Raw genomic sequence first — 24082 nt, 5'->3', positions numbered from 1 at the left:
CTTAAGGAGAAACAAGCATGACTAAACCATTAGACGGTATTCGCATTATTGACTTTACGCACGTACAAGCAGGTCCTGCATGCACTCAGTTGTTGGCTTGGTATGGCGCTGACGTTATTAAAGTAGAGCGTCCAGGCGCTGGCGACGTCACTCGTAGCCAATGACGTGATAGCCCAGGTGCAGATGCTTTGTACTTCACTATGTTGAACGGCAACAAGCGTTCTTTGACTTTGGATACGAAGACTTAAGAGGGTAAAGAAGTGTGAGAGAAGATGATCAAAATTTCTGACATCATGGTTGAGAACTTTGCACCGGGTGCGCTCGATCGCATGGGATTTTCTTGGGAGCGTATTCAAGAACTCAACCCAATGATGATCATGGCTTCTGTAAAAGGCTTTTGTCCTGGCCTCTATGAAGATTGCAAAGTGTATGAGAACGTAGCGCAATGTGCAGGCGGTTCTGCATCAACAACTGGTTTTGATGATGGCCCTCCTATGGTGGCCGGTGCGTAAATCGGTGACAGTGGAACGGGTTTGCATTTGGCCTGTGGTATCGTGACTGCGCTCTATCAGCGCACGCACTCTGGCCGTGGGCAAAAGGTATTGGCGGCTATGCAAGACGCGGTATTGAATTTGTGCCGTGTGAAGCTGCATGACCAGCAACGTTTGGAGCGCAACGGCTTGATGCAGGAGTATCCGCAGTTTCCGAATGGTGAGTTCGGCGACTCCGTACCCCGTGCTGGCAATGCTTCTGGTGGTGGTCAGCCTGGTTGGATTGTGAAATGTAAGGATTTGGAAACCGATCCTAACGCCTATATGTATGTCATCGTTCAGGCTCCAGTTTGGGAAGCGGTTTGCAAGGTAATCGGTCGTGAAGATTGGATTACGGATGTGCGGTTTGCATCACCCATGGCGCGTTTGCCACACCGCATGGAAATTTTCGGCGAGATCGAAAAGTGGGCCATGACGATGACTAAGTTTGAAGTGATGGATGTATTGAATAAATACGAGATTCCATGTGGCCCAATTCTCTCCATGAAAGAAATGGCTGAGGAGCCCGCGTTACGTGCTACTGGTACTGTGGTTGAAGTGGATCATCCGATTCGTGGCAAGTACCTCACTGTTGGCAACCGAATCAAGATGTCTGATAGCCCAACAGAAGTCACTCGTTCACGATTGCTTGGTGAGCACACTGATGAGATTTTGCATGAGCTGGGTTACACCACTGATGACTTAATCGCATTACGTCACGACAAGGTGATCTGATATCCATAGCAGGAAAACCCTATGTAAGTGCTTGAAATAATCTTGATATGAGTCAATGTAGAAATTGTCTAAGTAAGAATAATTACATGCAATCTTTTTAAAAATTAAAAATGGAGACGTTATGAACGATCAAGCTGCAGCAGGCCCATTTTGGGTAGATGGTTCCAATTGTTAATTGGAATTATTTGCATGTCCATGATTGCAAACTTGCAATATGGGTGGACATTGTTTGTTAATCCAATTGATGAGAAGTTTGGTTGGGGCCGCTCAGCGATTCAAATAGCATTTACGATTTTTGTCTTGACCGAAACCTGGTTTGTTCCGATTGAGGGTTATTTGGTTGATAAATTCGGTCCACGTCCGGTGGTATGTGGTGGGGGTATCTTGTGCGGCTTAGGCTGGATAATGAACGCCCATGCCGATGCCTTAACAATGCTTTACATCGCTGCAGCAGTTAGCGGTGTTGGCGCTGGCGCTGTATACGGTACTTGCGTAGGTAATGTGCTTAAGTGGTTCCCAGAGCCTCGCGGCTTGGCTGCTGGTATGACTGCTGCCGGTTTCGGGGCTGGTTCTGCATTAACCGTTATTCCAATTGTCAAGATGATTGCTGCTGATGGATATCAAAATGCGTTTTGGTATTTCGGTATAGGGCAGGGAGCAATTGTTGTGTTTTTAAGTCGCATGTTATCTAAGCCAGTTAAGTCTGCTATTACTACAGTTAAGTCTGCTATTGCTAAATCCCGCAAAGACTATACAACCATTGCAATGGTTAAGCAGCCTGTGTTCTGGATTATGTACCTGATGTTTGTCATGGTTGCAGCTGGTGGTTTGATGGCTACCGCACGGTTAGGCCCAATTGCTAAAGACTTCAAAATTGCTGGTGTAACTGTAAGCATTCTTGGTTTGGCCCTTCCAGCTTTGACATTCGCTTTGACTGTAGACCGAGTATTAAACGGTCTTACACGTCCTTTCTTTGGTTGGGTATCAGACAAGATTGGCCGCGAACAAACGATGACTTTATGCTTCTCTTTTGAGTGCGTAGGCATACTTGGGCTTTACTATTTCGGTCAAGACCCCGTCATGTTTGTATTGTTAACCGGTCTTGTGTTCTTTGCGTGGGGTGAGATTTACAGCTTCTTTCCATCTACCAATGCAGATACATTTGGCTCAAAATTTGCGGCGGGCAATGCAGGTCTTCGCTATACGGCTAATGGAACGGCTTCATTATTAGTTCTTTTATTCAGTGTATTGGCTGCAGTTACTGGTGGGTGGGAATCTGTCTTTTGGGTAGCGATCATCCTTAACGGTGCTGCTGCAATCTTGGCTTGGTTTGTATTGCGTCCAATGCGTCGCAAACTAATCGAGAGTTTCTCTAGCTAATTTTTATCTCCTTGACGGCCCTTGGGAGTCTATCCCGTAGTCGTTATTTTGAGACCCCATCTTTTGATGGGGGTTTTTATCTTTTTGCATCGTCCAACTTGGGAGGTATGCGCATCAGATTTGATTCAGTTAGCTACTAGTCATTTATGAGCTGTAGTAAGTTGAGTGATGTTGTCAGAGAGTTCAATCTGCCCACTAGTTAAACGTAGATTTAGTAATGCTGAATGGATGAGATTGGAGTAAATTTACCTTGCAAGCCATGTATTAGATCGGCTTTATAGGTAATGATGGACTTGCAGGGAGGGTGAATTTTTGGTCTCCCCCCCCCCCGCCAAAGGCTAATAAATTTTCGTACCATTGGATCTTGTTTTGGGATAGTGTTTACTAAGGTTTTTGAATCCCAATTCCACTATCCAGATCATGAAAAAAATACTCTCCACTTTGGCAGTTGGTTCTTTGGTAGGTATTGGCTTTTCTGCAGCTCATGCTGATCCCCAAATGCAACCTGTTTATGCCTCAGTCATGAAGATGGCGCCTGAAGGTAATCTAGGCCAGGTGATCCAGTAAGAAAAGATAGCCACTTCCCTGAAAGGGGCGCAGGCCTGGAGAATTGCCTACATTTCTTTTGATGTGGCTGGGCGAAAAACAATTGCCACGGGTACGATCATTGCTCCAGTAGGGCCTGCGCCAAAAGAAGGTAGGCCAGTTTTGACTTGGGCGCATGGCACAACCGGCTCTGCGCAAAACTGTGGCCCATCTCAAATCATCGATCCAACTCGCGCTTTGAATGAGTACTGTTTAATGGCTGGGGAGTCTTGGACAGATTTTGGTATTCCGAATGGTCAATAGTTGATTGATCAAGGCTATGTGGTGGTTGCAACGGACTATCAAGGTCATGGTGGTGGCGGTAAGCATCAATATGCTGTTGCGCGCACCAATGGTCGGGATGTGATTAATGCGGCTAGAGCAGCTGGCTCTACGAAAGAAGTGGGCGCAGGCAAAAAGACCGTTGTCTATGGTTGGTCACAAGGCGGTGGCGCTACGATTGCAGCCGCTAGCCAGCCTGAATACCTGGCGCAAAAAGGTACTGCTGCCGATGGTTTGGAGTATTTAGGTTTTGTTGCATTGGCGCCTGAAGATTTAGCAGTCATGCTGCCTAAAACGCTAAGTAATGATGAAGAAGCAGTCAAAATCATGAATGGCTTCACGCAGGCCAATGTTCCGAATGTATTTTTTATTTGCTCACTACATGATGGGTCTATTGGGAACGCAGGCGGCGTTCCCTGGTCTCAAGTTAACTGATGTATTGACTGATGAGGGTGCAATGGTGGCTGATAAGCTTTCCAGAAATAAATGCGTTCACGTGATGGCTGATCGCTTTACCTATGCCTATGGAGATCGTTATAAGTCCCTCATCAAACCTCAACCAAGTAATTCTTCAGCTTGGATAAAAGCGTTCATTGATGGCAGTGTTCCTCCTGTAAATCCAGCTGCCCCAGTCATTATTTATTCGGGCACAAAAGACACCGCTGTTCCTCCAGTAATGCATGAACTCTATCAAAAGCAGATGTGTGCTTCGGGTGCAAATGTGACAAGAATTCAGTTGCCAGGCGAGCAGACCCACTTTACGACTCCCGGTGTGTCGCCCATGTACCTTGATTGGATCAAATACCGCTTTGAGACCCCTTTAAGGCAGTTTTTGGGAGTCACGGACTTGTCACATAGCTGTCGCATTGTCGCCGTATCGTTCTTGTATCGCGCTCTTGCGCATATTCAATTTAAGGACTGGTTAAATGAAATCTTTTTTGAAAAAAGCCCTCGTTATTGGCGCTATTTCATTGGCTCCAACAGCATTTGCGGTAGACGTGACTGGCGCGGGCGCAACATTCCCGTACCCAATCTACGCTAAATGGGCTGAAGCATTTAAGGCCAAGACCGGTTCTAACTTAAATTACCAGTCCATTAGTTCATCTGGCGGTATTAAACAGATCAAAGCTAAAACTGTCGATTTCGGTGCAACTGATAATCCAGTGAAATTCGATGATTTAGAAAAGGATGGCCTAGTTCAGTTCCCGGAAATTATTGGTGGCGTAGTTCCTGTGATTAACGTTGATGGTGTGAAACCAGGCGAGATCAAGTTGGATGGCCCAACATTATTGGATATTTTCCAGGGCGTGATCTCCGATTGGAGTGATAAGCGTATTGCAATCATGAACCCAGGCGTCAATATTCCTAGTGGTCCAATTACTGTTGTTGTGCATGCGGATGGTTCTGGCACAACTGCGATCTTTACTGACTACTTGGCTAAAACTAGCTCGATGTTTAAAGACTCAGTTGGTTGAGGCGCTTCCGTTAAGTGGCCTGCAGCCTCCACAGTAGGTGGCAAGGGTAATGAGGGTGTAGCAGCAAACGTAACACGAGTGAAGCACTCTGTTGGATACGTTGAATATGCTTATGCCAAGAAAAACAAAATGACTTTTATTTCTTTGAAGAATAAAGATGGTCAATTTGTTGCTCCAGATGACCTTACATTCTCGGCTGCTGCAGCGAGTACCGATTGGGCAGCAATTCCAGGTATGGGTACATTTATTACCAATGCTTCTGGTGCTAAATCATGGCCAATTACTGGCGCATCATTTATTCTGATTTACAAAAACCAAGAAAATAAAGCGAACGTAGCTGAAGTATTGAAGTTCTTTGACTTGCCAGATAAAACAACTGACTGTATCCGCAAGCACGTTTTTAGCAAGATTATCACAAAGTAAATTTTGCGAATCGCGACTTATCTTCACAAAAATCAAACGGCTCCACTAAGGTGGGGCTGTTTGGCTGTATCAATATGCGCAAACTATGATGGACAACGCTCAATCTCATTCAGCTCCAACGCCACAGGCACTCAGCATTGCCAAGATTCAACGCGTGCAGGATTTCTTATTTCATGGCATTACGCAGTTTTTTTGCCTGTAGCGTTTTGATTGCCTTGTTGGGAATCATTATTTCGCTAGTAATGAATGCCTGGCCAGCGCTGCACACCTTTGGAATCGGCTTTTTCTTTACCCAAGAGTGGGATATTGTGAATGGGGAGTTTGGCGACTTAATTGCTATCTATGGCACCTTAGTTACTTCCATCATTGCTTGATTGAGTGCAGTGCCGCTGAGTTTTGGCATTGCTGTTTTCCTTACCGAGCTGTGTCCAGGTCCACTTCGTAGACCCCTAGGTACTGCAGTGGAATTGTTGGCGGCTGTGCCATCGAGTATTTACGGGATGTTTGGCTTCTTTATTTTTGCACCATTATTTGCGGAATACATTGAGCTTGCTCTAGCGGCTACTTTGGGAAAAATCCCTGGATTAGGGGTCTTATTTTCAGGCGCCTTCAATGGCATTGGCGTTCTCTGCGCAGGCTTAATTCTGGCAATGATGATTCTTCCATTTATTGCCTCCGTCATGCGTGATGTATTTGAGATCGTTCCGCCCGTTCTTCAAGAGTCTGCCTATGGTATTAGCGGCACCACCTTGGAAGTGGTTAAGAGTGTAGTGCTGCCTTATACAAAGGTAGGCGTTATTGGGGGTGTGATGCTCGATTTAGGTAGGGCGCTAGGGGAAACCATGGCGGTTACCTTTGTGATTGGAAATGCGCAACGTCTATCGGCTTCCTTATGCGCACCAGGTACGTCGATTGCCTCTACGCTTGCCAATGAATTTGGTGAGGCCGAGGCTGGAAATCATGAACAAGGCCACCATATCAACCCAGAAGTCTTTGCGCGTCGCAAACTCACTAATAAGATTGGCTTCACTCTATCCATGGCTGCCATGGGATTGGGTATGATTTTTTTTATTCTGGATTTTTAGTGTCTTAGTGATGAAGGGCTTCTCTTCTATTCACTTAGATCTTTTTACGCATAGCACTCCTGCGCCGGGATCTGACCGTGGTGGTCTTGCCAATGCGATTGTTGGTAGTTTGATGTTGATTGGCTGCTGTACATTAATTAGCACCCCGGTTGGAGTGCTTGCTGGACTTTATCTTGCCGAATACGGAGATCGCAGCAAGGTTGCCGCTGTTACGCGCTGTGTCACTGACATTATGTTGTCGGCGCCTTCTATTGTGATTGGATTGTTTGTTTATGCGTTTGTAGTTGCTCAAGTCGGTCACTTCTCCGGATGGGCTGGCACCATTGCCTTAGCTTTAATTGCGATTCCAGTTGTTGTGCGCACTACCGAAAACATGCTCCGTTTGGTTTCGGGTAGCTTGCGTGAGGCAGCTTATGCTTTGGGTACTCCAAAATGGAAGGTGGCCTTCATGATGACCCTGAGCGCCGCCCAGAGTGGTGTGATGACAGGTATTTTGCTCGCGCTTGCTCGAGTTAGCGGTGAAAAAGCTCCTTTGCTTTTTACCGCTTTAAATAATCAATTCTTTTCAACAAATATGAATGCGCCAATCGCTAATTTGCCGGTGGTGATTTTCCAGTTTGCAATGAGTCCTTATGACAATTGGGTTGACCTGGCGTGGGGTGGTGCATTGCTAATTACCTTTGCGGTACTTGGATTAAATATCCTTGCTCGCGTGGTATTTCGAGACAAGGTGCAGGGATGATGAGTAATCTGAAAACAATGTTTGACTTAAATCAGAGTGATAGTCAAGGGGGTAGAGTGGATACGTTAAATTAAGAGTCGAATCAATCGGCTATTAACGCTATTGAAGTGCGCAATTTGAATGTTTATTATGGTGCCTTTCAGGGTCTTAAAAAGATTAATTTGGATATCGAACAAGGCGAGGTAACTGCATTTATTGGGCCATCAGGCTGCGGTAAATCTACTTTGCTTAGCACTCTGAACCGTATGTACGATCTTAACCCTGGTCAGCGCGCGGAAGGGGAGATTAACTTCTATGGGCAGAATATTCTCGAGCCAGGACAGGATTTAAATTTGCTGCGCTCAAGAATCGGTATGGTTTTTCAAAAGCCAAACCCGTTTCCGATGTCGATCTATAAAAATATCGCCTTTGGTGTGCGTCTATATGAAAAGCTATCGCGCTCTGAAATGGATGAGCGTGTAGAGTGGGCTCTGAATAAAGCGGCCCTTTGGAATGAGGTTAAGGACAAGCTAAATCAGAGTGGTTTATCGTTGTCTGGTGACCGGCAGCAACGTTTATGTATCGCACGTGGTGTATCGGTAAAACCTTCGGTAATCTTCCTGGATGAGCCAACATCCGCTTTGGATCCCATCTCGACTGGTAAGGTCGAAGAGTTAATTCATGAGTTGCAGAATGGTTACACCATTGCCATTGTGACGCATAATATGCAGCAAGCAGCTCGCGTATCTGACTACACGGCCTATATGTACTCTGGTAGTCTCATTGAGTATGGCAAAACTGACGAGATATTGATTAAGCCTAAGCGTAAAGAGACGGAAGATTACATTACCGGTCGCGCCGGTTAATTGGAGACATATATGCCAGATAAACACCTATCCTCACAATTCGACGCCGATCTAAACTCACTCTCAAGCCGTTTGCTTGAAATGGGTGGTTTGGTTGAATCACAGATTGCAACAGCCATGCGCGCTTTTACGCAAATGGATATCGATACTTGTAATGTCGTCATCGAGAACGAAACATTAGTAAACGATCTAGAGATTCAGGTTGATCTAGCCTGTACAGAATTGATTGCACGTATACAGCCTACTGCGCGAGATTTTCGTCTGGTGATGGCGGTATCAAAGGCTATTACAAACTTAGAGCGTGCTGGTGATGAAGCGGAGCGAGTCGCTAATCGTACGAAGCGCTTAATTGAGTCTGGGCTCCCACATAACATTAACGTTGCCGAGATTCGTTTGTCGGGTCAAATGGCGATTTCTTTGCTGCGTCGAAGTCTTGATGCTTTTGCCCGTTTAGATACGATTGCGACTGCCGAAGTGGTTCAAGAGGACCGCCAGATTGATGAGGAATTTAGAGGATTTGTCCGTAAGCTGATTACCTATATGTTTGAAGATCCGCACATGATTAGCACGGGTCTTGATATGCTCACTATTGCTAAGGCAATTGAGCGCATCGGTGATCATGCTAAAAATATTGCAGAGTTTGTGATTTATATCGCAAAAGGCTCTGATGTTCGTCATATTCCGCATGAAGATTTAGTGCGCGAAGCGAACAGACAGTAATTAGGATCGCTAATAATGACTCACCGCATACTCATAGTTGAGGATGAGCCATCAATTGCAGAATTGATCGCGATTAACATTTCCCATGCGGGATATGAAGGTGAAAGGGCAATGCAAACGGATCTTGCCTTGACAATGATGAGGGATCAATTGCCTCATCTGATCATTCTAGATTGGATGTTGCCGGGGAAGTCTGGAGTACAGTTTGCTAAAGAGCTGCGTTCAAATGAGCCTACTAAATCTTTACCAATCTTGATGCTCACTGCAAAAAGCGATGAGGCGGATAAAGTTCTAGGACTTGATTCAGGCGCAGACGACTACGTCACCAAGCCCTTTTCGCCTAAAGAGCTTATAGCCAGTGTTAGGGCAATACTCAGAAGACAGATGCCAATAGAGGATACCGGACCACTGGCTGTCGGCCCTCTGAAACTAGATCCGAGTTCTCATCATGTATTGGCTATCTGGCCAAACCGGGAGCCAAGCTCAATTGCCTTGGGGTCAACTGAGTTTCGCCTATTGCAATATTTCATGGCTAATCCCGAACGAGTTCACTCACGGGGAAGTCTGTTGGATAAGGTCTGGGGTAGTGAGGTGTATAGCGAGGAAAGAACGGTTGATGTTCATATCAAACGCTTACGAGCCGCCCTCGCGCCATTTGACTGCGACCGTTACATTGAGACGGTGCGTGGCAGCGGTTACCACATTACCAAGACACCTGCCGAGACTTAAGTAGTCGCCCCTGGATTTTGAGCAAAATCACTAGGGGGTTCGAGAGATGCTCTAATATTGCAGCATGCTATCCGTTCTAACCCGTTTTTTTGTCATTATTTGTGTCGCATTGACTGCCGCGTTTATGGTGATGTCTTTTTGGGGCGCAGAGTGGGCCATTGCCTCAGGAAGCGCGGTGTTATCGATACCGCTTGTATATGCCTACATTAATCTAGCGCGCCTGAGAAAATATCTTCTTGCGGATTCGGTCGAAAGCATACCCTTGCCAAGCGGATTTTGGGAGGAGATATTTTTTAGACTCCAACGTCTTGTGCGGAATTTAAAGCAACGGATTCGCAATATTGAGCAGCAACACGATCACTTTATTGAGGCATTCCAGGCATCGCCTAACGGCATTGTGATGCTAGATGAGAATGACCCAATTGAATGGTGTAATAGTATTGCGGAAAGATTCTTGGGGCTGATATTTAAGCGCGATGTCATGCAGCGTATTAATTTCTTAATTCGCCGTCCTGAATTTATTCAGTATCTGAATAAACGCAATTTTGAAGAGCCTCTTTTGATGGAGCGCATGGGTTCGGACAGCGCTTTAAGTCTGATGTTGCAAGCCTTCCCTTTTGGTCAGAAGCGCCACCTTCTTTTGGTTCAGGACGTAACTGACCTGCAAAAAGCGGATGCAATGCGTCGGGATTTCGTGGCCAACGTTTCTCATGAAATGCGCACGCCGATTACGGTGTTAATGGGTTTTCTGGAGACGGTCCAATCCTTGGATCTCAAGAAAGAGCAGCAGGACTAGTACTTGACCATGATGATGTCCCAGGCGCAGTGCATGAAAAGTTTGGTTGAGGATCTATTAACCCTTGCCAATCTCGAGTCCAATGCATTACCAGCCACGAACACAGTGGTAAAAGTTGAAACTTTATTGGCGCTGTTAAAAAACGATGCTGAAGCCCTTTCTCAAGGCAAGCACGTACTAAATTTCCACGTAGATACAAGTCGAAATTTATTGGGAGGAGAGAGGGAAATTCTTTCCGCTTTTAGTAACCTAGTTTCAAATGCGATTCGCTATACCCATGAGATTGGCTCGATTGACGTGCAATGGGGTGTGAATGAACAGGGACAGGGTAAGTTTTCTGTGAGCGATACTGGTCCTGGCATCGCTTCTGAACATCTATCTCGATTGACGGAGCGTTTTTATCGAGTGGATAGAAGCCGTTCCCGAGAGACTGGTGGAACGGGTTTTGGCTTGGCCATCGTTAAGCATATCGCCAATCGACATCAAGCACAGCTGATTATTGAGAGCACGCCAGGAAGGGGTATCAAGTTTATGCTTCGCTTCCCTAAAGACAGAATAGCTGCTTCATTTTCAGTCTTTCTTTTTCTTTTTCTTCTTTTTGGATTCTTTCGGCAGCTTTTTTGCTTTGCCATTCGCATAAAGGACACCACACTTTGATCTCTTCAAATAACTCTACGAGATCTTCATGTGGAAGGTTTTTGAAATCAACCAGACCAATAGCGCCTGTTTCTTGCAATTGCTTTACTGCGTCTTCATATTGATATTTGCCAATATGGTTTCCATCTACAAATCAAGATAAGACCAATCCTAGCAAAGTAATATGACAAAACGGATTTTAGTGTTTTAAATCAGGTTTTATTTAGGCCTATCAGAGGCTTTGGATGTCAAAAAAGTCCTGATTCGCCCTCATCCTAAGTAAAGCTGCTAATTAATCATGCGGTCATCAGCGCGACATCACGCTGTCATGTTTGAACGCCAAAATAGACCTCTACTTTCCATTAAGGCTTCACAAGGGTGGGTGAAAGTCAATCTTTAATCAAAGGGGTGGCGTTATGGGAAAATTTATTTTACTGATTTTGCAGAGCTGGTATGAAGCGAGGCGGGCTTATGCAAAGCGCGATCTATCGCATAGGCTTGGAAGTTAATAAAACTGCCATAAACGAAGAATATGATTGCTCTGTTTTATGAATAACTTAAATGCTATGACTGAAAATCTCGTTAAGTATCTTTCAATCGCACTCAGACAAGGCGGAGATGCTCAGTCTATTGTAGCTAAGCAAGAAAAGATCGTTCTTGTTCAGAGGCAAGTAACTGATTTTGATGGAAAACAGTTTCTCGTATAAAATCGATTCTCTCTTTGCCTTGATGAAATTGTTTAGTCAAAAATATTTTTGTAAAAACAATGCCTAAACAATACAACATTCTATTTTTATGTACGGGCAATTCTGCTGGATCCATTCTGGTGGAGGTTTTAGCAACCACCTTAAGTCAAGGTCGTTTTATAGGCTATTTAGCAGGCTCTAAACCTGCTCGCTATGTTCATCCAATTGCGTTGCGTATGGCAAGGGAGGGAGGCTACCCGCTTGAGCTTCTTCGCAGCAAAAGCTGGGACCGAATTTGGTACCTATGGCGCTCCGAAAATGGATTTCATCATTACGGTCTGTGAGTCCGCTGCCGGTGAGGAGTGCCCTTATTGGCCCGGACACCCAGTCACTTCGCATTGGGGGTTTGCGGACCCTGCGGCAGTTGATTCCGGCGATGCCGACATGATAAATGCATTCAAGCAAGTAGAGATGGGGTTTCGTAATCGCATAGAGCTTTTAATGGATTTGCCCATAGAAAAATTGGATCATTTGCAAATTAAAGACCACTTGTAAGCTATGCATCACCGCCTCAAGTTTAGATAGATTGACGCTCGATATATAGATAGGACGGAGCAAGCTTCCCATGGAATTTATTAACAACATCAACTAGCAATCCTTAATAGATACGGCGATCAGTTTATTGGCAGCCTTTGCCCTGGGTGGTTTAATGGTCTCGAGCGCCAGTATCGCCAACGAACCGCAGGTTTGCGTACTAATATTCTCGTGGCATTAGGCGCCGCAATTTTTGTAGATGCCGCAAATCGCCTCACGGGTCATGATGGCGCTGTTCATGTGATGGCATATGTACTTTCAGGAATAGGCTTCTTGGGCTCTGGTGTGATCATGCGAGAGGAGGGTAATGTTAGGGGTATCAACACTGGCGCTACCCTATTGGCATCTGGTGCCGTTGGTGCATGTGCAGGAGCAGATTTAATTTGAGAGGCCTCGCTAGCCACGGTATTTATTCTGGCAGCCAATACCTTCTTGCGTCCGGTGGTGAACTTAATCAACCGTCAGCCGCTTGATACCGATGCTGTTGAGGTGACTACTTCCGTTTATATCATCACCCCAAAGCATGCTCAAAAATATGCATTAAAGGAATGCATCAAAACTTTAGAAGAGGCGGGCTATCAGACTCAAGATATTGAGGTGCATCAATTTGGTAGTGATGATGTTGAAATTCAGGCTGTCTTAACTGCTTCGGCTGTAGATGGCGATGAAATGGATCAGCTGATTGCAAAAATCGCCGATCAAGAGTTTGTCGCTCAGGCATTTTGGAGTCCAAGCACAACGGATTAAGCGGTTGATCTGTTTTGTCACAACCTTGAAATAATCGAAGTCCACTATGGCATGGTGAATACAAATGCTGCATTTTTAGAATCAATCGTTACTTGCCCTCATTGCCAAGCCTCAGAGGCTATCCATCTTGAGCCCGGCACTACTCAGCACTTATTTCGTTGTCGCTCATGTAGCGCCATTTTGAAGCCAAAGTCTGGAGATTGCTGTATTTGATGTAGCTTTGGCAATCGGGATTGCTCCAGCTCCGAGCAAAATCTAGCAGCCTAATCAGCAGGTCTGCGCCCAAGCTCTTGAGGCTTCCCAGAAATTTATCAATGTGTCATGGTTTATACATAAAATAGACATAATTGATGTAGCAATTCATTCATAGGAAGTCATTTGGCCGGCAATCCCGTAGATCCCTCAGCGAACTCCGTAGACCTTGTGGCTGCAGTGGATTTAGGGTCGAATAGCTTTCGCATGCTGGTAGCTCAGGCGGTTAATACTCACTCGGGGACCCAGCTACGTCCAATAGATACATTGCGCGAAACGGTGCGTTTAGCCGCTGGCCTTACGGAAAATAAACTACTGGGTAACGATGCCTATCAGCGAGGCTTAACAGCCATTCGGCGTTTTGGTGAGCGCATCCGCGGATTTGACTCAGCGAATGTTCGTGCGGTTGCTACGAATACATTACGTGTGGCTAAGAATGCTCAGCAATTTGTAGATGATGCTCAAGAGGCTTTGGGCTTTCGCATTGAGGTGATTGCCGGAGTAGAAGAAGCTCGTCTCATCTACATTGGCGCTGCGCATGAAGTGCCAGCCGTCCAAGGCAACAGATTGGTTGTGGATATAGGTGGAGGATCTACCGAATTCATTATTGGCAAAGGTTATGAGCCCAAGCTAATGGAGAGTCTCTATATTGGTTGCGTTTCTCATAGCATGCGCTTTTTCCCTAGAGGTAATATTGATGCTCATGCCTTCAAGGAAGCGGAGCTCGCTGCTCGCCGCGAAATACAGGTCATTTCAGGGGCTTATTTACAAAGTGGCTGGAAGCAGGTGATTGGTTCTTCAGGAACCGCTAGAGCCTTGGCTGATTTGATTGCAAATAACAATTTCAATGGTAGCGGCGATGGCTTGACCATGGGGCGCGTCAATGGCGCCAGTGGTCTGATTACCCGTGATGGTTTAAAGAATCTTAAAAAGCATCTGCTGAAGTATGAGCATGTCAATCAAGTTGAGCTCATTGGCCTAAAAGATGATCGGCGCGCTGTATGGCCAGGTTGCTTGGCGATTATGCTGGCCGTCTTCGATGAGTTGGGTATCGAAGCAATGGAGGTGACCGATGCCGCATTGCGCAGCGGTGTATTGTATGACTTGCTTGGTCGCTCGCAACACCATGACATGCGTTATGTGACTGTTGAGCAATTTATGCAGCGGTATGCCGTTGATCGAGAGCAGGCTGATAGAGTGGGTAACTTGGCGGCAGATTTTCTGCAGCAATTGCCGAAACCTGAGTCGGAGAGTAGGGCAGATAATGTGGCCTTATTACAGTGGGCCGCCAATCTACATGAAATTGGTTTATCTATTTCTCATAACGGTTATCACAAGCATTCAGCCTATATAGTTGGCAATGCTGATATGCCAGGGTTCTCGAAGAACGATCAGGCAAGGCTTGCCGCCTTACTCATTGGGCATACCGGTAAGCTTGGCAAGCTGGCCAACAATCATAGTTTTGAAGATTGGCGCATGCTATTTTGTTTGCGATTAGCGCAAGTATTCTGTCGTGGTCGTAGCGACGCGAACTTTCCGAAAGTAAAAGTTTCTGAGCATAATGGCTCTTATTTAGTGGGCCTGTCGAAAGAATGGGCTGCCGAGCATCCGCTAACGGAGTTTAGTCTTCTAAAAGAGGCTGCGGAGTGGGAGAGGATTGGCCGCTCTTATCAAGTGAGCTTTAGGTAATAGAAGCGCAGTGCGCATAAAAAAACCACTTCGTTCTGAAGTGGTTTTTAATTCATTGAAACTCAAAAATTAAAGCCCCAGGAAATGCTTGGCATAACGCGGGTTAATTTCTGAAAGTCTGAGCATCGTTTTAATACGTCTGCGGTATTAAAGTCTTAATCCCAGGCTGGAGCGCTACAAATTTTTGCTCCCAGTTTCAGGTATCCCTTAAGCAAGGGTTGGTGTTGTACATCGAGCCCGCCATTTAACTTCTCACGCGGCAAAGGCAGGCATGGGAAGGCATGAAACTCTGTGGGCGCCATTTGATCATTGCTAAGAGAGTTATAAAGGCTGACTGCAAGGTGACCACCATCAGCCATGGGGATGCTGGCGCAGCCCAGCATGATTTCATAACCATTCTTTTGCATATATTGGGCTAAACCACTCCATAGCGCCATGATCACAGCACCAGAACGATAGTCTTGGTGCACGCAGGATCTGCCAAGCTCTACTAATTTAGGACGGAGATGATCCAGCCTTGATAAGTCAAACTCAGAGTCAGAATAAAGGCGTCCGATTTCTTGCGCTTTATGGGGAGGTAATACACGGTAAGTGCCAACTACCTTCAAGCTATCTTGATCACGAATCAATAGGTGATCGCAATAAGCGTCGAATTCATCGACGTCTAAACCTTCGGCGTTGCTTGGTAGGTTTGCACCCATCTCTTCTGCAAACACTTTATAACGCAGCCTTTGCGCTTCTTTGATATCGCCATGGGTGCTAGCCCAGGTGATTTGAAAAGAGGGCTTTTTAGGTTTTTCTATTTGAATCGCGGGCTCGATATTGGCTTCTCTTAATTCAGCTCTCGTCTTCGTGACAAATTTCTTTCCAAACAGTTTTTTTGCTAACTTTTTGGGAAGTTTTTTTGAGGGTATTAGCCTTATTTCTTTTGAGAGATTTGACTTTCTTGGGGGCAAAAATTTCAAATGAGCCAATTGGGTTTGGGATATCAGACATGGTCAGCCTTGGAGAGTGATTGTTTAGTTAATGAGTTATTTAGATGATGACAATTAAGGGAATGCATACTGCGGACCACAAAAGTGCTGCCACTAAGAGGGCGAGCATGACGGCGGAGCTGCCAAAATCTTTTGCTCGCTTAGAGAGGTCATGGTGATCAAATGAGATGCGATCAATCGCCGCCGCAACACTTGAGTGTAGGAGCTCAATTACCAGAACCATTAGCAAGGAAGAGATGAGTCAAGACTTTGCGAGCAGCGTGATTGGCAGTGCAATCGCAATCGGTGTGAGCAAAACAAATAAAGTGAGCTCTTGCCTAAATGCACTTTCCTCTAAGAATGCATAAACCAGTCCGCACCAAAAGTTCTTAGCTGCGTGCCATGCTCTGGCAACACCTCTATTCCATTTGTGGGGATTTTGGTCTATGTGATAAGGGGGGGGTTCATGGCGCTTTCTTAAGCAAGTGCAGTAACGTGTACTTCTGGGGTGGGTACGGGCTTGAGATGATTTGCAAACTGTTCCGAAGCGGCTCTCCAGGAGAATTTTTCCGCATGTGCACGTGCGACTTCACGAGGCATCTTGAAGGCCTGCATGCAAGCTTCACGCAAATCTTCATTCATAGCGCCAGCATTGGAATTTCTGAGGACGTCAATAGGGCCGGTGACTGGATAAGCGGCTACTGGAGTGCCGTAAGCCATCGCTTCTAATAAAACGAGACCAAAGGTATCGGTTTTGCTTGGAAATACGAATACATCAGCGGCTGCATATACTTTTGCCAGCTCTGGCTGCTCCAGTACCACAAGGTAATTTACTTCCGGATATTTTTCTTTTATTCCGGCCATCACAGGACCGTCTCCTACCACTCATTTAGATCCTGGTAAATCAATTTCTAAAAATGCGTTGATGTTTTTTTCAATGGCCACCTGCCCAACATATAAGAAAATCTGGTGAGCAGTATTGAGTGCTTTTGAGTCTTGCATCTTGAAGATATCTAAATCAACCCCTCTTGACAAGAGCACTATATTGTTGAGGCCGTACTTTTCAAGATCATCTTTAACAACAATGGTTGGCGCCATGACTGCCATTGAGGGCTTATGAAACCAGCGAATAAATGCGTAAGTCATTTCCAGAGGAATGCCGGTGCGCGCTTTGACATACCCAGGAAAACGTGTGTGGTAAGCAGTGGAAAAGGGTAGTTGATTCTTGACTGCGTATGCGCGCGCAGATAAACCTAAAGGACATTCGGTCGCGATATGCATTGCATCGGGGGCAAATGCTTTAATACGGCAAGCCACTGCTTTGCCGGGAAATAGTGATAAAGCAATATCGGGATAGGTTTGGCATGGAATGGATTTAAATCCATTCGGCGTGATCATTTCTACTTCATGACCCATCGCGGTTAGTTCAGCGCGAGTTTGCTTTAGTGTGCAAACAACCCCATTTACTTGCGGATCCAATGCGTCGGTAATGATCATGATTTTCATAGTGCAGCCTCTTTGATGAGTGATTCGATAGCAGGTTGAAGGGTAAGTTCAGGAAACTCAACTGGCTCGCCTTTGATATGTGGCCAGTGAATGATTTTGAGTTCGCCAGTTTGTGTTTCTACAAGAGCGGTGAGACTCTCGACCCAGTCACCATCATTGCAATACAGCAGGCTATCGATTTCGCGTATTTCTGCTTTGTGAATATGTCCACAAACAACACCATCGCATCCGCGCAATCTAGCCTCTCTGGCCATAATGTGTTCAAAGTCCGCGATATAGCTCACTGCGTTCTTGACTTGATGTTTCAAGTATTGAGAGAGTGACCAGTACTGCAAGCCCATCTTGGCGCGCAGCATATTGAAGTAGCGATTCACGTAAAGGATGAAGGAATACATAGTGTCGCCAACGTACGCAAGCCACTTGGCGTATTGCATCACTCCGTCAAACTGATCGCCATGAGTGACCCATAGATGTCTGCCATCTGAGGTTATATGAGTAATCTCTTCTACTACTTTCACATCCCCAAAGGAGAGGCCAAAAAATTGTCTGGCGCTTTAATCATGATTTCCGGGAACGTAGAGCACTTCACTACCTTTGCGTGCTTTACGCAGGAGTTTTTGTACTACGTCGTTGTGTGATTGTGGCCAATAGAAAGACTTTGTTAGCCTACAGCCGTCGATAATGTCGCCTACAAGGTGGAACTGATCAGCCTCGTTATGCTTCAGGAAATCGAAAAGGTAGTTCGCCTGACACCCCGATGTTCCTAGGTGTACGTCTGAAATCCAGATCGCTTTGTAATGCATCGTGAAACAGTATTAAGCCAACCCAGTATGAAACTGGCATGACAGTTGGAAGTCAGTTTTATGACGACGCCATCTTTTCTTCAACTTGATTTATATTGCTAACCCATATGAGTAAGAATCTTCCATCAAAATATGCTGCATTTGCATCTTGGGCTATAGCTTGGCCCTGGGAACGGGTCTGGGTTCATGTTGGTGGCGGTTTGGCAACGCTATTTTTTCGTTTTCCATTTTCTGATAGAAAAACCAAAAAATAACTTGATTCAACAGTGGTCCAAAAAGTTGCTCAATATTTTTTGGCATTCAATTACAGTTAAAAAACGCAGACATTCTTCCATCTACTCCTTACCTGCTTGCGGCAAATCATATTTCTCGGATGGATATTCATACAATTAATGCCTATAAACCCATCCGTTTTGTCGCGAAGTCGGATGTGGAGGGTTGGCCTATTTTTGGTTGGACGGCAAATCAGCTGGGAACCTTATTCATTAAGCGCGACAACACTCGTCATGGAAGACATATCGCCAACGAGGTGGGTAAGGTTCTGGAAACCAAGTCTGTCTGCATCTTTCCGGAGGGGACGTCTACCGTGGGGTAGCACGTTTTGCCCTGCAAGCCGAATCTATTTGAATCTGCTGTGATTGCTCAAGTGCCCATGTATTCCCTGGCGATTTCCTATCAAACTCTAGAGTCCGACCAGGGAAGTAATGCAGCCGCCTTTGTCGGGGACATGGGTTTGCTTGAATCGATGTCAAAGATATTGCATGACCGTAAACTTGTCGTGGAGCTGATCTTTTGATCACCCTCCGGGGCTAGTCCAGCAGCACCCAAGGATCGGAAGTGGTTGGCTCTACATATCCAAGAAGCCATTTCCAGTCATTTAAATGGTAATCAGCGCCTTATGTAATAAAAATGTCATCATTTCTAGCTATAAATGTATTCTAGGAGTGAGAAATCAATGACATCAAAGCATACGGAAATGGCCGAGTGTTATCGCCGTGCTCAAGAAGAAATTCTGGATAGCATGGATGAAGAGCTTGAAATGGAGCTCGATGATGATCGCCTTTCTCCTGATGGCGACAGTCAGTCGCAAATTCCACGCAATGTTTACTTTCGAGAGCTTTTTAGGCTCCAAGGTGAGCTAGTAAAGTTACAAGACTGGGTGGTGGCTAATACACTTAAGGTTGCGGTCTTGTTCGAATGGCGTGATTCAGCGGGTAAGGGCGGAGCGATTAAACGCATTACTCAGCGACTCAATCCCCGTGTTTGTAAGGTTGTCGCATTGCCGGCGCCTAACGAACGTGAGAAAACTCTCAGTGGTACTTTCAAAGATATATCTCCCATTTGCCTGCAGGGGGTGAGATAGTTCTATTTGATCGCAGTTGGTATAATCGCGCAGGTGTTGAGCGGGTGATGGGATTTTGTACTGGCGAGGAGTATGAAGAATTCTTAAGAACCGTACCTGATCTTGAGAAGATGATGATTAGCTCAGGCGTGATTCTCATCAAATATTGGTTCTCCATTTCGGACGATGAGCAATACAACCGCTTCATGATGCGTATTCATGATCCATTGAAGCAGTGGAAATTGAGTCCCATGGATTTAGAAGCGAGAAGACTTTGGGAGGCCTATACCAAAGCCAAGGAAACCATGCTTGAGCGTACGCATATTCCTGAGGCGCCATGGTGGGTAGTTGCCGCGAATGATAAAAAAAGCGCGCCTAAACTGCATTACCCATCTGCTTAGTCAAATCCCATATGAAGAGATTGATCATCCGGTGATTACTTTGCCAAAACGCGTTCACAACCCAGACTATCTGCGCGGTCCAGTGCCTCCCGAGATGTACGTCCCAGAAGTTTTCTAAGTTTCTAAGACTTTATTTTTCGAGTGTCGAGATTTTTCCATCCCACTGGAAGGCGATCTCTTTATCAACCTTGAGTAGACTTTTATCTTTTCCAGGATACGAAGCCCTGGATAGCAGCTCTCGGATCAAATTTAAATTGGCTAACTTTTTATCGTTCGCTCTCACAATTGTCCAGGGTGCATCTTTGGGGCTGGTGCTTTCTAGCATGTCATGTCTGCATTGGCTATAGGCATTCCACTTCTTCTGAGCTTGCTGATCAATTGGACTAATTTTCCATTGCTTGCGCGGGTCTTGCTCCCTATCTTGAAGACGGATAGCCTGCTCTTTTTTGGAGATATCTAAATAATAGTTGAGTAGAGTAATGCCAGAGCTCACCAAGATGGACTCACATTCATTTACTGTCTCAATGAAGTTGGTGTATTGATCTTTGGTGCAAAAATTCATTATTCGCTCAACCACAGCGCGGTTGTATCAGCTGCGGTTAAACAAAACGAACTCACCCTTTTTGGGTAATTGAGCTACGTATCGCTGAAAATACCACTCGGCTGACTCGCTATCAGAAGGTTTGCTCAGCGCCACAACGCGAGTTTCGCGTGGGCTCAGATGTTGGGTGATGGCTTTTATAGTGCCATCTTTGCCCGCAGTATCTCGGCCCTCCAATATGATCGGAATTTGATCGCCGTTACTAATCAGATTATTTTGAAGTTTTACTAACTCAATTTGCAATAGTCGAAGTTGGGATTCGTAGCTAGACTGCTCTAGATTTTTTTTTCATTCTTCTGACCCATTAGACCGCTTCGATAGGTTTCGCTGTTTTGGCAGGAGCTTTTTCCTGGGAGTTGCTTTTTTAGCAGGCGATTTCTTTGCCGCTACGGATTTTTTTTTGGTCAGTGCTTTCTTAGCGGCTTCTTTTTTGTCCAACTTTTCTAATGCTTTATCTAGCTTATCGATCAGTTTCTCTCTATCAGACTCTAATTTATCGAGTTTTTTTGAAAAGCTGTTTTACTAATTGTTTTGGCTCATGATTATTCCTATATTAATTGCCGACTACTTGATCCTACGTTCTATCCTTTGTGTTTGCAAGCGAATGTGACGCTTATGTGTCTTTAATTAGGCTTTGATTAAAAGCTAATGGCTGCAATCAGTTTGATCACCCAGTTATCGCTATTGAGGTTGGTGCCTTTGCCTACACCAAAGTTAATGTTGAATTTATCAATCTTGCTATCGATGACGAGATAGGCGGTATTAAACCGCTGGGCCATGGGGAATACATTTGTCGTATTACTCATTTCGTTGTAGTACTCTCCGTCAACCGAGGTGTGTGGGGTAATGACGTAGGCAATTTTTCCAGTTGGGGCAAAGACGATACCACCGCTTTTATTTAAGCCAAAATCCACTGAAGGATTGATGGTGAAGCGCCATTTTTCTAGCTGCAGGGCCAGAATGGGTGTCATTTCGTAATAAAGTTGGAGGTCGCCTCCAATAATCCTTGAGGTACACAATTTCATTTTTAACCCCGTAGTGCCAGTATCCTTCTTCATCATGAGTGGGGATATACATCTGACTAATCTTGCCGCCATTCACATAAGTGATGTCGTTGTATCTGCTGAAGAAGCCATTGATAGCGATTTCGCTGCTCGGAGTAATGCCATAGGCATACTCCAGTCTAGTCTGAAATACATTGGATTTCATGCCTTGAGCGGCGCTTGGTTGGTATCAGTTGGTTTCTATTTCTAAGCCAGATTCATGATGCTCGGTAATAAGCTCGTCATGTACCTTGATTTCGACAGGGGCTGCCTGAAAATGTTGAAATGCAATACATAGCAAGAGGGGAATTGCTTTCGAGGTTATGAATCTAAATTGCACTTGATCTTTTTTTAGTGTGAATTTGCATTGCCAAGGAGGGTTTAGTTTAATTGCCATCTGAGGTTGGGCGCTCACATCCTTACGGCTAACCAAGAAGCGGACTGTTTCTGAAATATAGTGGATTAATTTATGTAAGTTATTGAATTTAATGATGTTTTTAGCCAATATTCAAGATAAATGAATCATCGTAAAGCCTTTCGTCGACTGCGATTTGGGTGCTTTAATATTGCAGTAACAGTGAGGATGCAATGAAAACCTTCAATAAAGTCATGCTGATGAGTATGGGCTTAGGCCTGTTTGCTTGTTCAACTCCGCAAAGCGACTTTGGTGTCTATCAGCAGTCTGATGGCATGATTGGTGTACATGCTCCTAAAGCGGCAAAAGAGAGCGAGGCTCAGGATGTCGCGCTTGCCGAATGCAAGAAGCAGGGCAAAAGAACGGTGGCGATTCTAGAAAGCAGAAAAACGGTCATTGACCGTTTTTCATTGACTTATATCTACCTTTGCAGGTAGTGGCGGTTAGTTAATTCACCATGGATTGACGTTTGATTAGCTGAGCAACCATTTTTTGATGGACTTGTTAACGCACATCGCCTCTAAAGCGAGACCAAAGAGCTCAGAGCCATTGGTAACCATGCTTTCGATGGCTTCCACCTTGCCAGACTTGATGCCGCGTAAATAAGTTGCTGCACGGTAGCGCAAGAAATGCTCGGTTTCGTCTTCTTCATTCTCGGTAGAGCAAAGTTCTAGACTGCCGTAGCGAGTTTCTGGATTAATGTTCAAAATCGCTAGACTCAATGCTCCAACCAATTTCTCAGGTACCGGAATAGGCACATAGGAGTAGAGGGAGATCAGCATTTCCTCTTCATCAACTTCGATGATGTGGTCAATATCTAACACATCTTTTTCTGTCAGTTCAGTCTCGCCAGAATCACCATCACCAAAAGTAGATTCAAACTGCAGCATCGCAGTATTGCTGCCTTTGGAGATTTCAATCATGTCAGGATAGCCAAGCAAACCTTTCCACCAATGCATCAAAGAGAAGGTGCAAGGCTTGACTTCAACTAGTCCCTTGTTGCTGGACTGCGCAAAATACAGGCCGTAAAATTCATCATCTTGCTCTAGACCATATTGATCTACCTTTGGCGCGTTGGATGAAGCTTGTTTTACCGCTTTCTTGGCAACTTTCTTGACAGCTTTTTTTGCAGGGGCTTTTTTTATCACCGTGGTAGCTACTTTCTTTTTTGCTGGAGACTTTTTTGTAGCCATGGCCTATTACCCTTCTTTTGGTAGTTATTATGCTTAATGCACTAGATGATATTACTGCAAATCCCATCGGGAAATTGTCTTTTCTATATGGGGTTTTTCCTTCGGATTACAAGGGGAGGGGCACAAGAAAAAAGATGGCAATAGGCATTGTTCTTGCAATATAGGATTGCTAAACTGAGCAAGAGCAGTTTTTACAACCAAAACTTCAAGAGGATCTATGTTGCCTGAATATCGCGAACTCATTACTAAGTTGAGAACGTCAGATCGTCACTGCTCCCATTTATTTGATAAGCACAATAATTTGGATCAGAAGATTCAAAGAATGGAAGCCCATTCCGAGCCAAGCACTCCAGAGGAGATTGAGATCCTCAAGAAAGAGAAACTTCTTCTCAAGGATCAGATCGACGCAGTTCTCAAAAAGGCGAGCGCCTAATCTTCTGTATAGAAGAAAGCCAGGCTCTGATGAGTTTAGGCTTTCTTCAAAAAGCAGGCTTTAAGCAGCATATTGCCTGCTTCGGTCTTGCAATCCACTTCGTGATCGCCCGGGACTAGGCGAATACCTTTGATTTTGGTGCCAACTTTGAGGGTAGTGGATGAGCCTTTGACCTTCAAGTCTTTGATGAGGGTAACGGTGTCACCATCCGCCAAAAGGTTGCCATTCGCATCTTTGACGATGAGTCCAGCCTCTACTTCTTCTGCGGCTGCTGCCATAGGCCATTCATGGCCACATTGGGCGCAAATGTAATTCTCCCCATCGGGGTAGGTCATAGCTTCCTGGCAGGCAGGACACTTCGGTAAATTATCGGTGCTCATGTGCTTATTTTAGTCTAGAGATGATTGGTGGCGGTTCGTAACCTATGCTCGTTTTAGAAT

The 24082-nt window shown here is 45.2% G+C and carries 20 protein-coding genes and 11 pseudogenes; 23 read left to right on the top strand and 8 right to left on the bottom strand.

The window, feature by feature from the left end:
• Positions 1–17 precede the first annotated feature (17 nt).
• The 18 genes and pseudogenes from frc to DXE35_RS05705 all read left to right on the top strand — a co-directional run bounded on the left by frc (position 18) and on the right by DXE35_RS05705 (position 14931).
• Positions 18–1265: pseudogene (gene frc / locus DXE35_RS05765) on the top strand (formyl-CoA transferase).
• A gap of 147 nt (positions 1266–1412) precedes the next feature.
• Positions 1413–2645: an oxalate/formate MFS antiporter gene (gene oxlT / locus DXE35_RS05760; RefSeq protein ID WP_231970158.1), complete on the top strand. Its 1233-nt coding sequence runs from the start codon at positions 1413–1415 to the stop codon at positions 2643–2645.
• 420 nt (positions 2646–3065) lie between these two features.
• The gene (locus DXE35_RS10590; protein WP_231970058.1) at positions 3066–3212 is read left to right on the top strand and encodes a hypothetical protein; all 147 of its coding nucleotides are present in this window, start codon (positions 3066–3068) and stop codon (positions 3210–3212) included.
• A gap of 63 nt (positions 3213–3275) precedes the next feature.
• Positions 3276–3494 carry a hypothetical protein gene (locus tag DXE35_RS10585; RefSeq protein WP_231970057.1) on the top strand — a complete coding sequence of 73 codons (219 nt, stop codon included), beginning with the start codon at positions 3276–3278 and terminating at the stop codon, positions 3492–3494.
• Positions 3495–3947, top strand: a complete 453-nt coding sequence (locus DXE35_RS10580; protein WP_231970056.1) for a lipase family protein — start codon at positions 3495–3497, stop codon at positions 3945–3947.
• Entirely contained in the window at positions 3862–4554 is a 693-nt protein-coding gene (locus DXE35_RS10575; protein ID WP_231970055.1) for a lipase family protein, read from the top strand. Before DXE35_RS10580 ends, DXE35_RS10575 begins: the two co-directional genes overlap by 86 nt.
• Positions 4439–5410, top strand: a pseudogene (gene pstS, locus DXE35_RS05750) (phosphate ABC transporter substrate-binding protein PstS). Before DXE35_RS10575 ends, pstS begins: the two are co-directional and overlap by 116 nt.
• Positions 5411–5498: 88 nt before the next feature.
• Positions 5499–6372, top strand: a pseudogene (gene pstC, locus DXE35_RS05745) (phosphate ABC transporter permease subunit PstC); the annotation flags it as partial.
• Between the two features lie 15 nt (positions 6373–6387).
• Positions 6388–7237, top strand: a pseudogene (gene pstA, locus DXE35_RS05740) (phosphate ABC transporter permease PstA).
• A gap of 92 nt (positions 7238–7329) precedes the next feature.
• Positions 7330–8082: a phosphate ABC transporter ATP-binding protein PstB gene (pstB, locus tag DXE35_RS05735; RefSeq protein WP_114689846.1), complete on the top strand. Its 753-nt coding sequence runs from the start codon at positions 7330–7332 to the stop codon at positions 8080–8082.
• Between the two features lie 12 nt (positions 8083–8094).
• Positions 8095–8802 (top strand): phosphate signaling complex protein PhoU, encoded by a 708-nt coding sequence (gene phoU, locus DXE35_RS05730; RefSeq protein ID WP_114689845.1) that lies wholly within the window; start codon positions 8095–8097, stop codon positions 8800–8802.
• A 15-nt stretch (positions 8803–8817) separates the two neighbouring features.
• Positions 8818–9531 carry a phosphate regulon transcriptional regulator PhoB gene (gene phoB, locus DXE35_RS05725; protein WP_114689844.1) on the top strand — a complete coding sequence of 238 codons (714 nt, stop codon included), beginning with the start codon at positions 8818–8820 and terminating at the stop codon, positions 9529–9531.
• A gap of 64 nt (positions 9532–9595) precedes the next feature.
• Complete coding sequence (locus tag DXE35_RS10570; RefSeq protein WP_231970054.1) at positions 9596–10327, top strand: phosphate regulon sensor protein PhoR; 732 nt, start codon at positions 9596–9598, stop codon at positions 10325–10327.
• Between the two features lie 33 nt (positions 10328–10360).
• A complete protein-coding gene (locus DXE35_RS10565) occupies positions 10361–10984 on the top strand; it encodes an ATP-binding protein (RefSeq protein WP_231970053.1) in 624 nt (207 codons plus the stop codon).
• Between the two features lie 926 nt (positions 10985–11910).
• Positions 11911–12204: a low molecular weight phosphatase family protein gene (locus tag DXE35_RS11480; RefSeq protein WP_462803958.1), complete on the top strand. Its 294-nt coding sequence runs from the start codon at positions 11911–11913 to the stop codon at positions 12202–12204.
• Between the two features lie 106 nt (positions 12205–12310).
• Positions 12311–12990: pseudogene (locus DXE35_RS05710) on the top strand (MgtC/SapB family protein).
• Positions 12991–13041: 51 nt separating this feature from the next.
• A complete protein-coding gene (locus DXE35_RS11415; RefSeq protein ID WP_415070049.1) occupies positions 13042–13203 on the top strand; it encodes a GDCCVxC domain-containing (seleno)protein in 162 nt (53 codons plus the stop codon).
• A 246-nt stretch (positions 13204–13449) separates the two neighbouring features.
• Complete coding sequence (locus DXE35_RS05705; protein ID WP_114690391.1) at positions 13450–14931, top strand: Ppx/GppA phosphatase family protein; 1482 nt, start codon at positions 13450–13452, stop codon at positions 14929–14931.
• A 69-nt stretch (positions 14932–15000) separates the two neighbouring features.
• On the opposite strand, the pseudogene DXE35_RS05700 reads toward DXE35_RS05705, so the two are convergent.
• From DXE35_RS05700 to DXE35_RS05685, 4 pseudogenes are all read right to left on the bottom strand, one after another.
• A pseudogene (locus DXE35_RS05700) lies at positions 15001–15734 on the bottom strand (GNAT family N-acetyltransferase).
• A 232-nt stretch (positions 15735–15966) separates the two neighbouring features.
• Positions 15967–16353: pseudogene (locus tag DXE35_RS05695) on the bottom strand (diacylglycerol kinase).
• A 29-nt stretch (positions 16354–16382) separates the two neighbouring features.
• Positions 16383–17411, bottom strand: a pseudogene (locus DXE35_RS05690) (glycosyltransferase family 4 protein).
• A pseudogene (locus tag DXE35_RS05685) lies at positions 17408–18208 on the bottom strand (UDP-2,3-diacylglucosamine diphosphatase); the annotation flags it as partial. The pseudogenes DXE35_RS05690 and DXE35_RS05685, both read right to left, overlap by 4 nt.
• A gap of 292 nt (positions 18209–18500) precedes the next feature.
• Here DXE35_RS05685 and DXE35_RS09770 point away from each other — a divergent pair.
• The 3 genes and pseudogenes from DXE35_RS09770 (at position 18501) to ppk2 (DXE35_RS05675) (ending at position 20075) form a co-directional block, all read left to right on the top strand.
• Positions 18501–18809 carry a lysophospholipid acyltransferase family protein gene (locus DXE35_RS09770; RefSeq protein ID WP_197714056.1) on the top strand — a complete coding sequence of 103 codons (309 nt, stop codon included), beginning with the start codon at positions 18501–18503 and terminating at the stop codon, positions 18807–18809.
• Positions 18810–18815: 6 nt separating this feature from the next.
• Positions 18816–19010, top strand: coding sequence for a hypothetical protein (locus tag DXE35_RS10560; RefSeq protein ID WP_231970052.1), 195 nt, complete (start codon positions 18816–18818; stop codon positions 19008–19010).
• Positions 19011–19169: 159 nt separating this feature from the next.
• A pseudogene (ppk2, locus tag DXE35_RS05675) lies at positions 19170–20075 on the top strand (polyphosphate kinase 2).
• Between the two features lie 12 nt (positions 20076–20087).
• Here ppk2 (DXE35_RS05675) and ppk2 (DXE35_RS05670) read toward each other — a convergent pair.
• Both ppk2 (DXE35_RS05670) and DXE35_RS05660 read right to left on the bottom strand, forming a co-directional pair.
• Positions 20088–20825 (bottom strand): annotated as a pseudogene (ppk2, locus tag DXE35_RS05670) (polyphosphate kinase 2); the annotation flags it as partial.
• A 371-nt stretch (positions 20826–21196) separates the two neighbouring features.
• Positions 21197–21583: a hypothetical protein gene (locus DXE35_RS05660; RefSeq protein ID WP_162784971.1), complete on the bottom strand. Its 387-nt coding sequence runs from the start codon at positions 21581–21583 to the stop codon at positions 21197–21199.
• A gap of 606 nt (positions 21584–22189) precedes the next feature.
• Between DXE35_RS05660 and DXE35_RS05645 the strand changes: the two genes are divergently transcribed.
• Positions 22190–22453, top strand: a complete 264-nt coding sequence (locus tag DXE35_RS05645; RefSeq protein WP_114689840.1) for a hypothetical protein — start codon at positions 22190–22192, stop codon at positions 22451–22453.
• Between the two features lie 36 nt (positions 22454–22489).
• On the opposite strand, the gene DXE35_RS05640 is transcribed toward DXE35_RS05645, so the two are convergent.
• A complete protein-coding gene (locus tag DXE35_RS05640; RefSeq protein ID WP_114689839.1) occupies positions 22490–23209 on the bottom strand; it encodes a hypothetical protein in 720 nt (239 codons plus the stop codon).
• A 217-nt stretch (positions 23210–23426) separates the two neighbouring features.
• Between DXE35_RS05640 and DXE35_RS05635 the strand changes: the two genes are divergently transcribed.
• On the top strand, positions 23427–23642 hold the full coding sequence (locus DXE35_RS05635) for a YdcH family protein (RefSeq protein WP_114689838.1): 216 nt from the start codon (positions 23427–23429) through the stop codon (positions 23640–23642).
• A gap of 35 nt (positions 23643–23677) precedes the next feature.
• On the opposite strand, the gene DXE35_RS05630 is transcribed toward DXE35_RS05635, so the two are convergent.
• Complete coding sequence (locus DXE35_RS05630) at positions 23678–24022, bottom strand: zinc ribbon domain-containing protein YjdM (RefSeq protein WP_114689837.1); 345 nt, start codon at positions 24020–24022, stop codon at positions 23678–23680.
• Positions 24023–24082: the final 60 nt, after the last annotated feature.

This window comes from Polynucleobacter necessarius, assembly GCF_900095215.1.
GTDB classification, from domain to species: domain Bacteria; phylum Pseudomonadota; class Gammaproteobacteria; order Burkholderiales; family Burkholderiaceae; genus Polynucleobacter; species Polynucleobacter necessarius_H.
This window is presented reverse-complemented; position numbering and strand designations above follow the sequence as displayed.

What these genes read in the sequence shown, in the direction of transcription:
- DXE35_RS05640 (WP_114689839.1), bottom strand. Translation starts at nt 23,209, where the DNA reads ATGGCTACAAAAAAGTCTCCAGCAAAAAAGAAAGTAGCTACCACGGTG.
- DXE35_RS05660 (WP_162784971.1), bottom strand. Translation starts at nt 21,583, where the DNA reads ATGAAATTGTGTACCTCAAGGATTATTGGAGGCGACCTCCAACTTTAT.
- DXE35_RS10575 (WP_231970055.1), top strand. Translation starts at nt 3,862, where the DNA reads ATGTTCCGAATGTATTTTTTATTTGCTCACTACATGATGGGTCTATTG.
- DXE35_RS10570 (WP_231970054.1), top strand. Translation starts at nt 9,596, where the DNA reads ATGCTATCCGTTCTAACCCGTTTTTTTGTCATTATTTGTGTCGCATTG.
- DXE35_RS05635 (WP_114689838.1), top strand. Translation starts at nt 23,427, where the DNA reads ATGTTGCCTGAATATCGCGAACTCATTACTAAGTTGAGAACGTCAGAT.
- DXE35_RS10565 (WP_231970053.1), top strand. Translation starts at nt 10,361, where the DNA reads ATGAAAAGTTTGGTTGAGGATCTATTAACCCTTGCCAATCTCGAGTCC.
- DXE35_RS05705 (WP_114690391.1), top strand. Translation starts at nt 13,450, where the DNA reads ATGCTGGTAGCTCAGGCGGTTAATACTCACTCGGGGACCCAGCTACGT.
- DXE35_RS05645 (WP_114689840.1), top strand. Translation starts at nt 22,190, where the DNA reads ATGAAAACCTTCAATAAAGTCATGCTGATGAGTATGGGCTTAGGCCTG.
- DXE35_RS11415 (WP_415070049.1), top strand. Translation starts at nt 13,042, where the DNA reads ATGGTGAATACAAATGCTGCATTTTTAGAATCAATCGTTACTTGCCCT.
- phoB (WP_114689844.1), top strand. Translation starts at nt 8,818, where the DNA reads ATGACTCACCGCATACTCATAGTTGAGGATGAGCCATCAATTGCAGAA.
- phoU (WP_114689845.1), top strand. Translation starts at nt 8,095, where the DNA reads ATGCCAGATAAACACCTATCCTCACAATTCGACGCCGATCTAAACTCA.
- DXE35_RS10590 (WP_231970058.1), top strand. Translation starts at nt 3,066, where the DNA reads ATGAAAAAAATACTCTCCACTTTGGCAGTTGGTTCTTTGGTAGGTATT.
- DXE35_RS05630 (WP_114689837.1), bottom strand. Translation starts at nt 24,022, where the DNA reads ATGAGCACCGATAATTTACCGAAGTGTCCTGCCTGCCAGGAAGCTATG.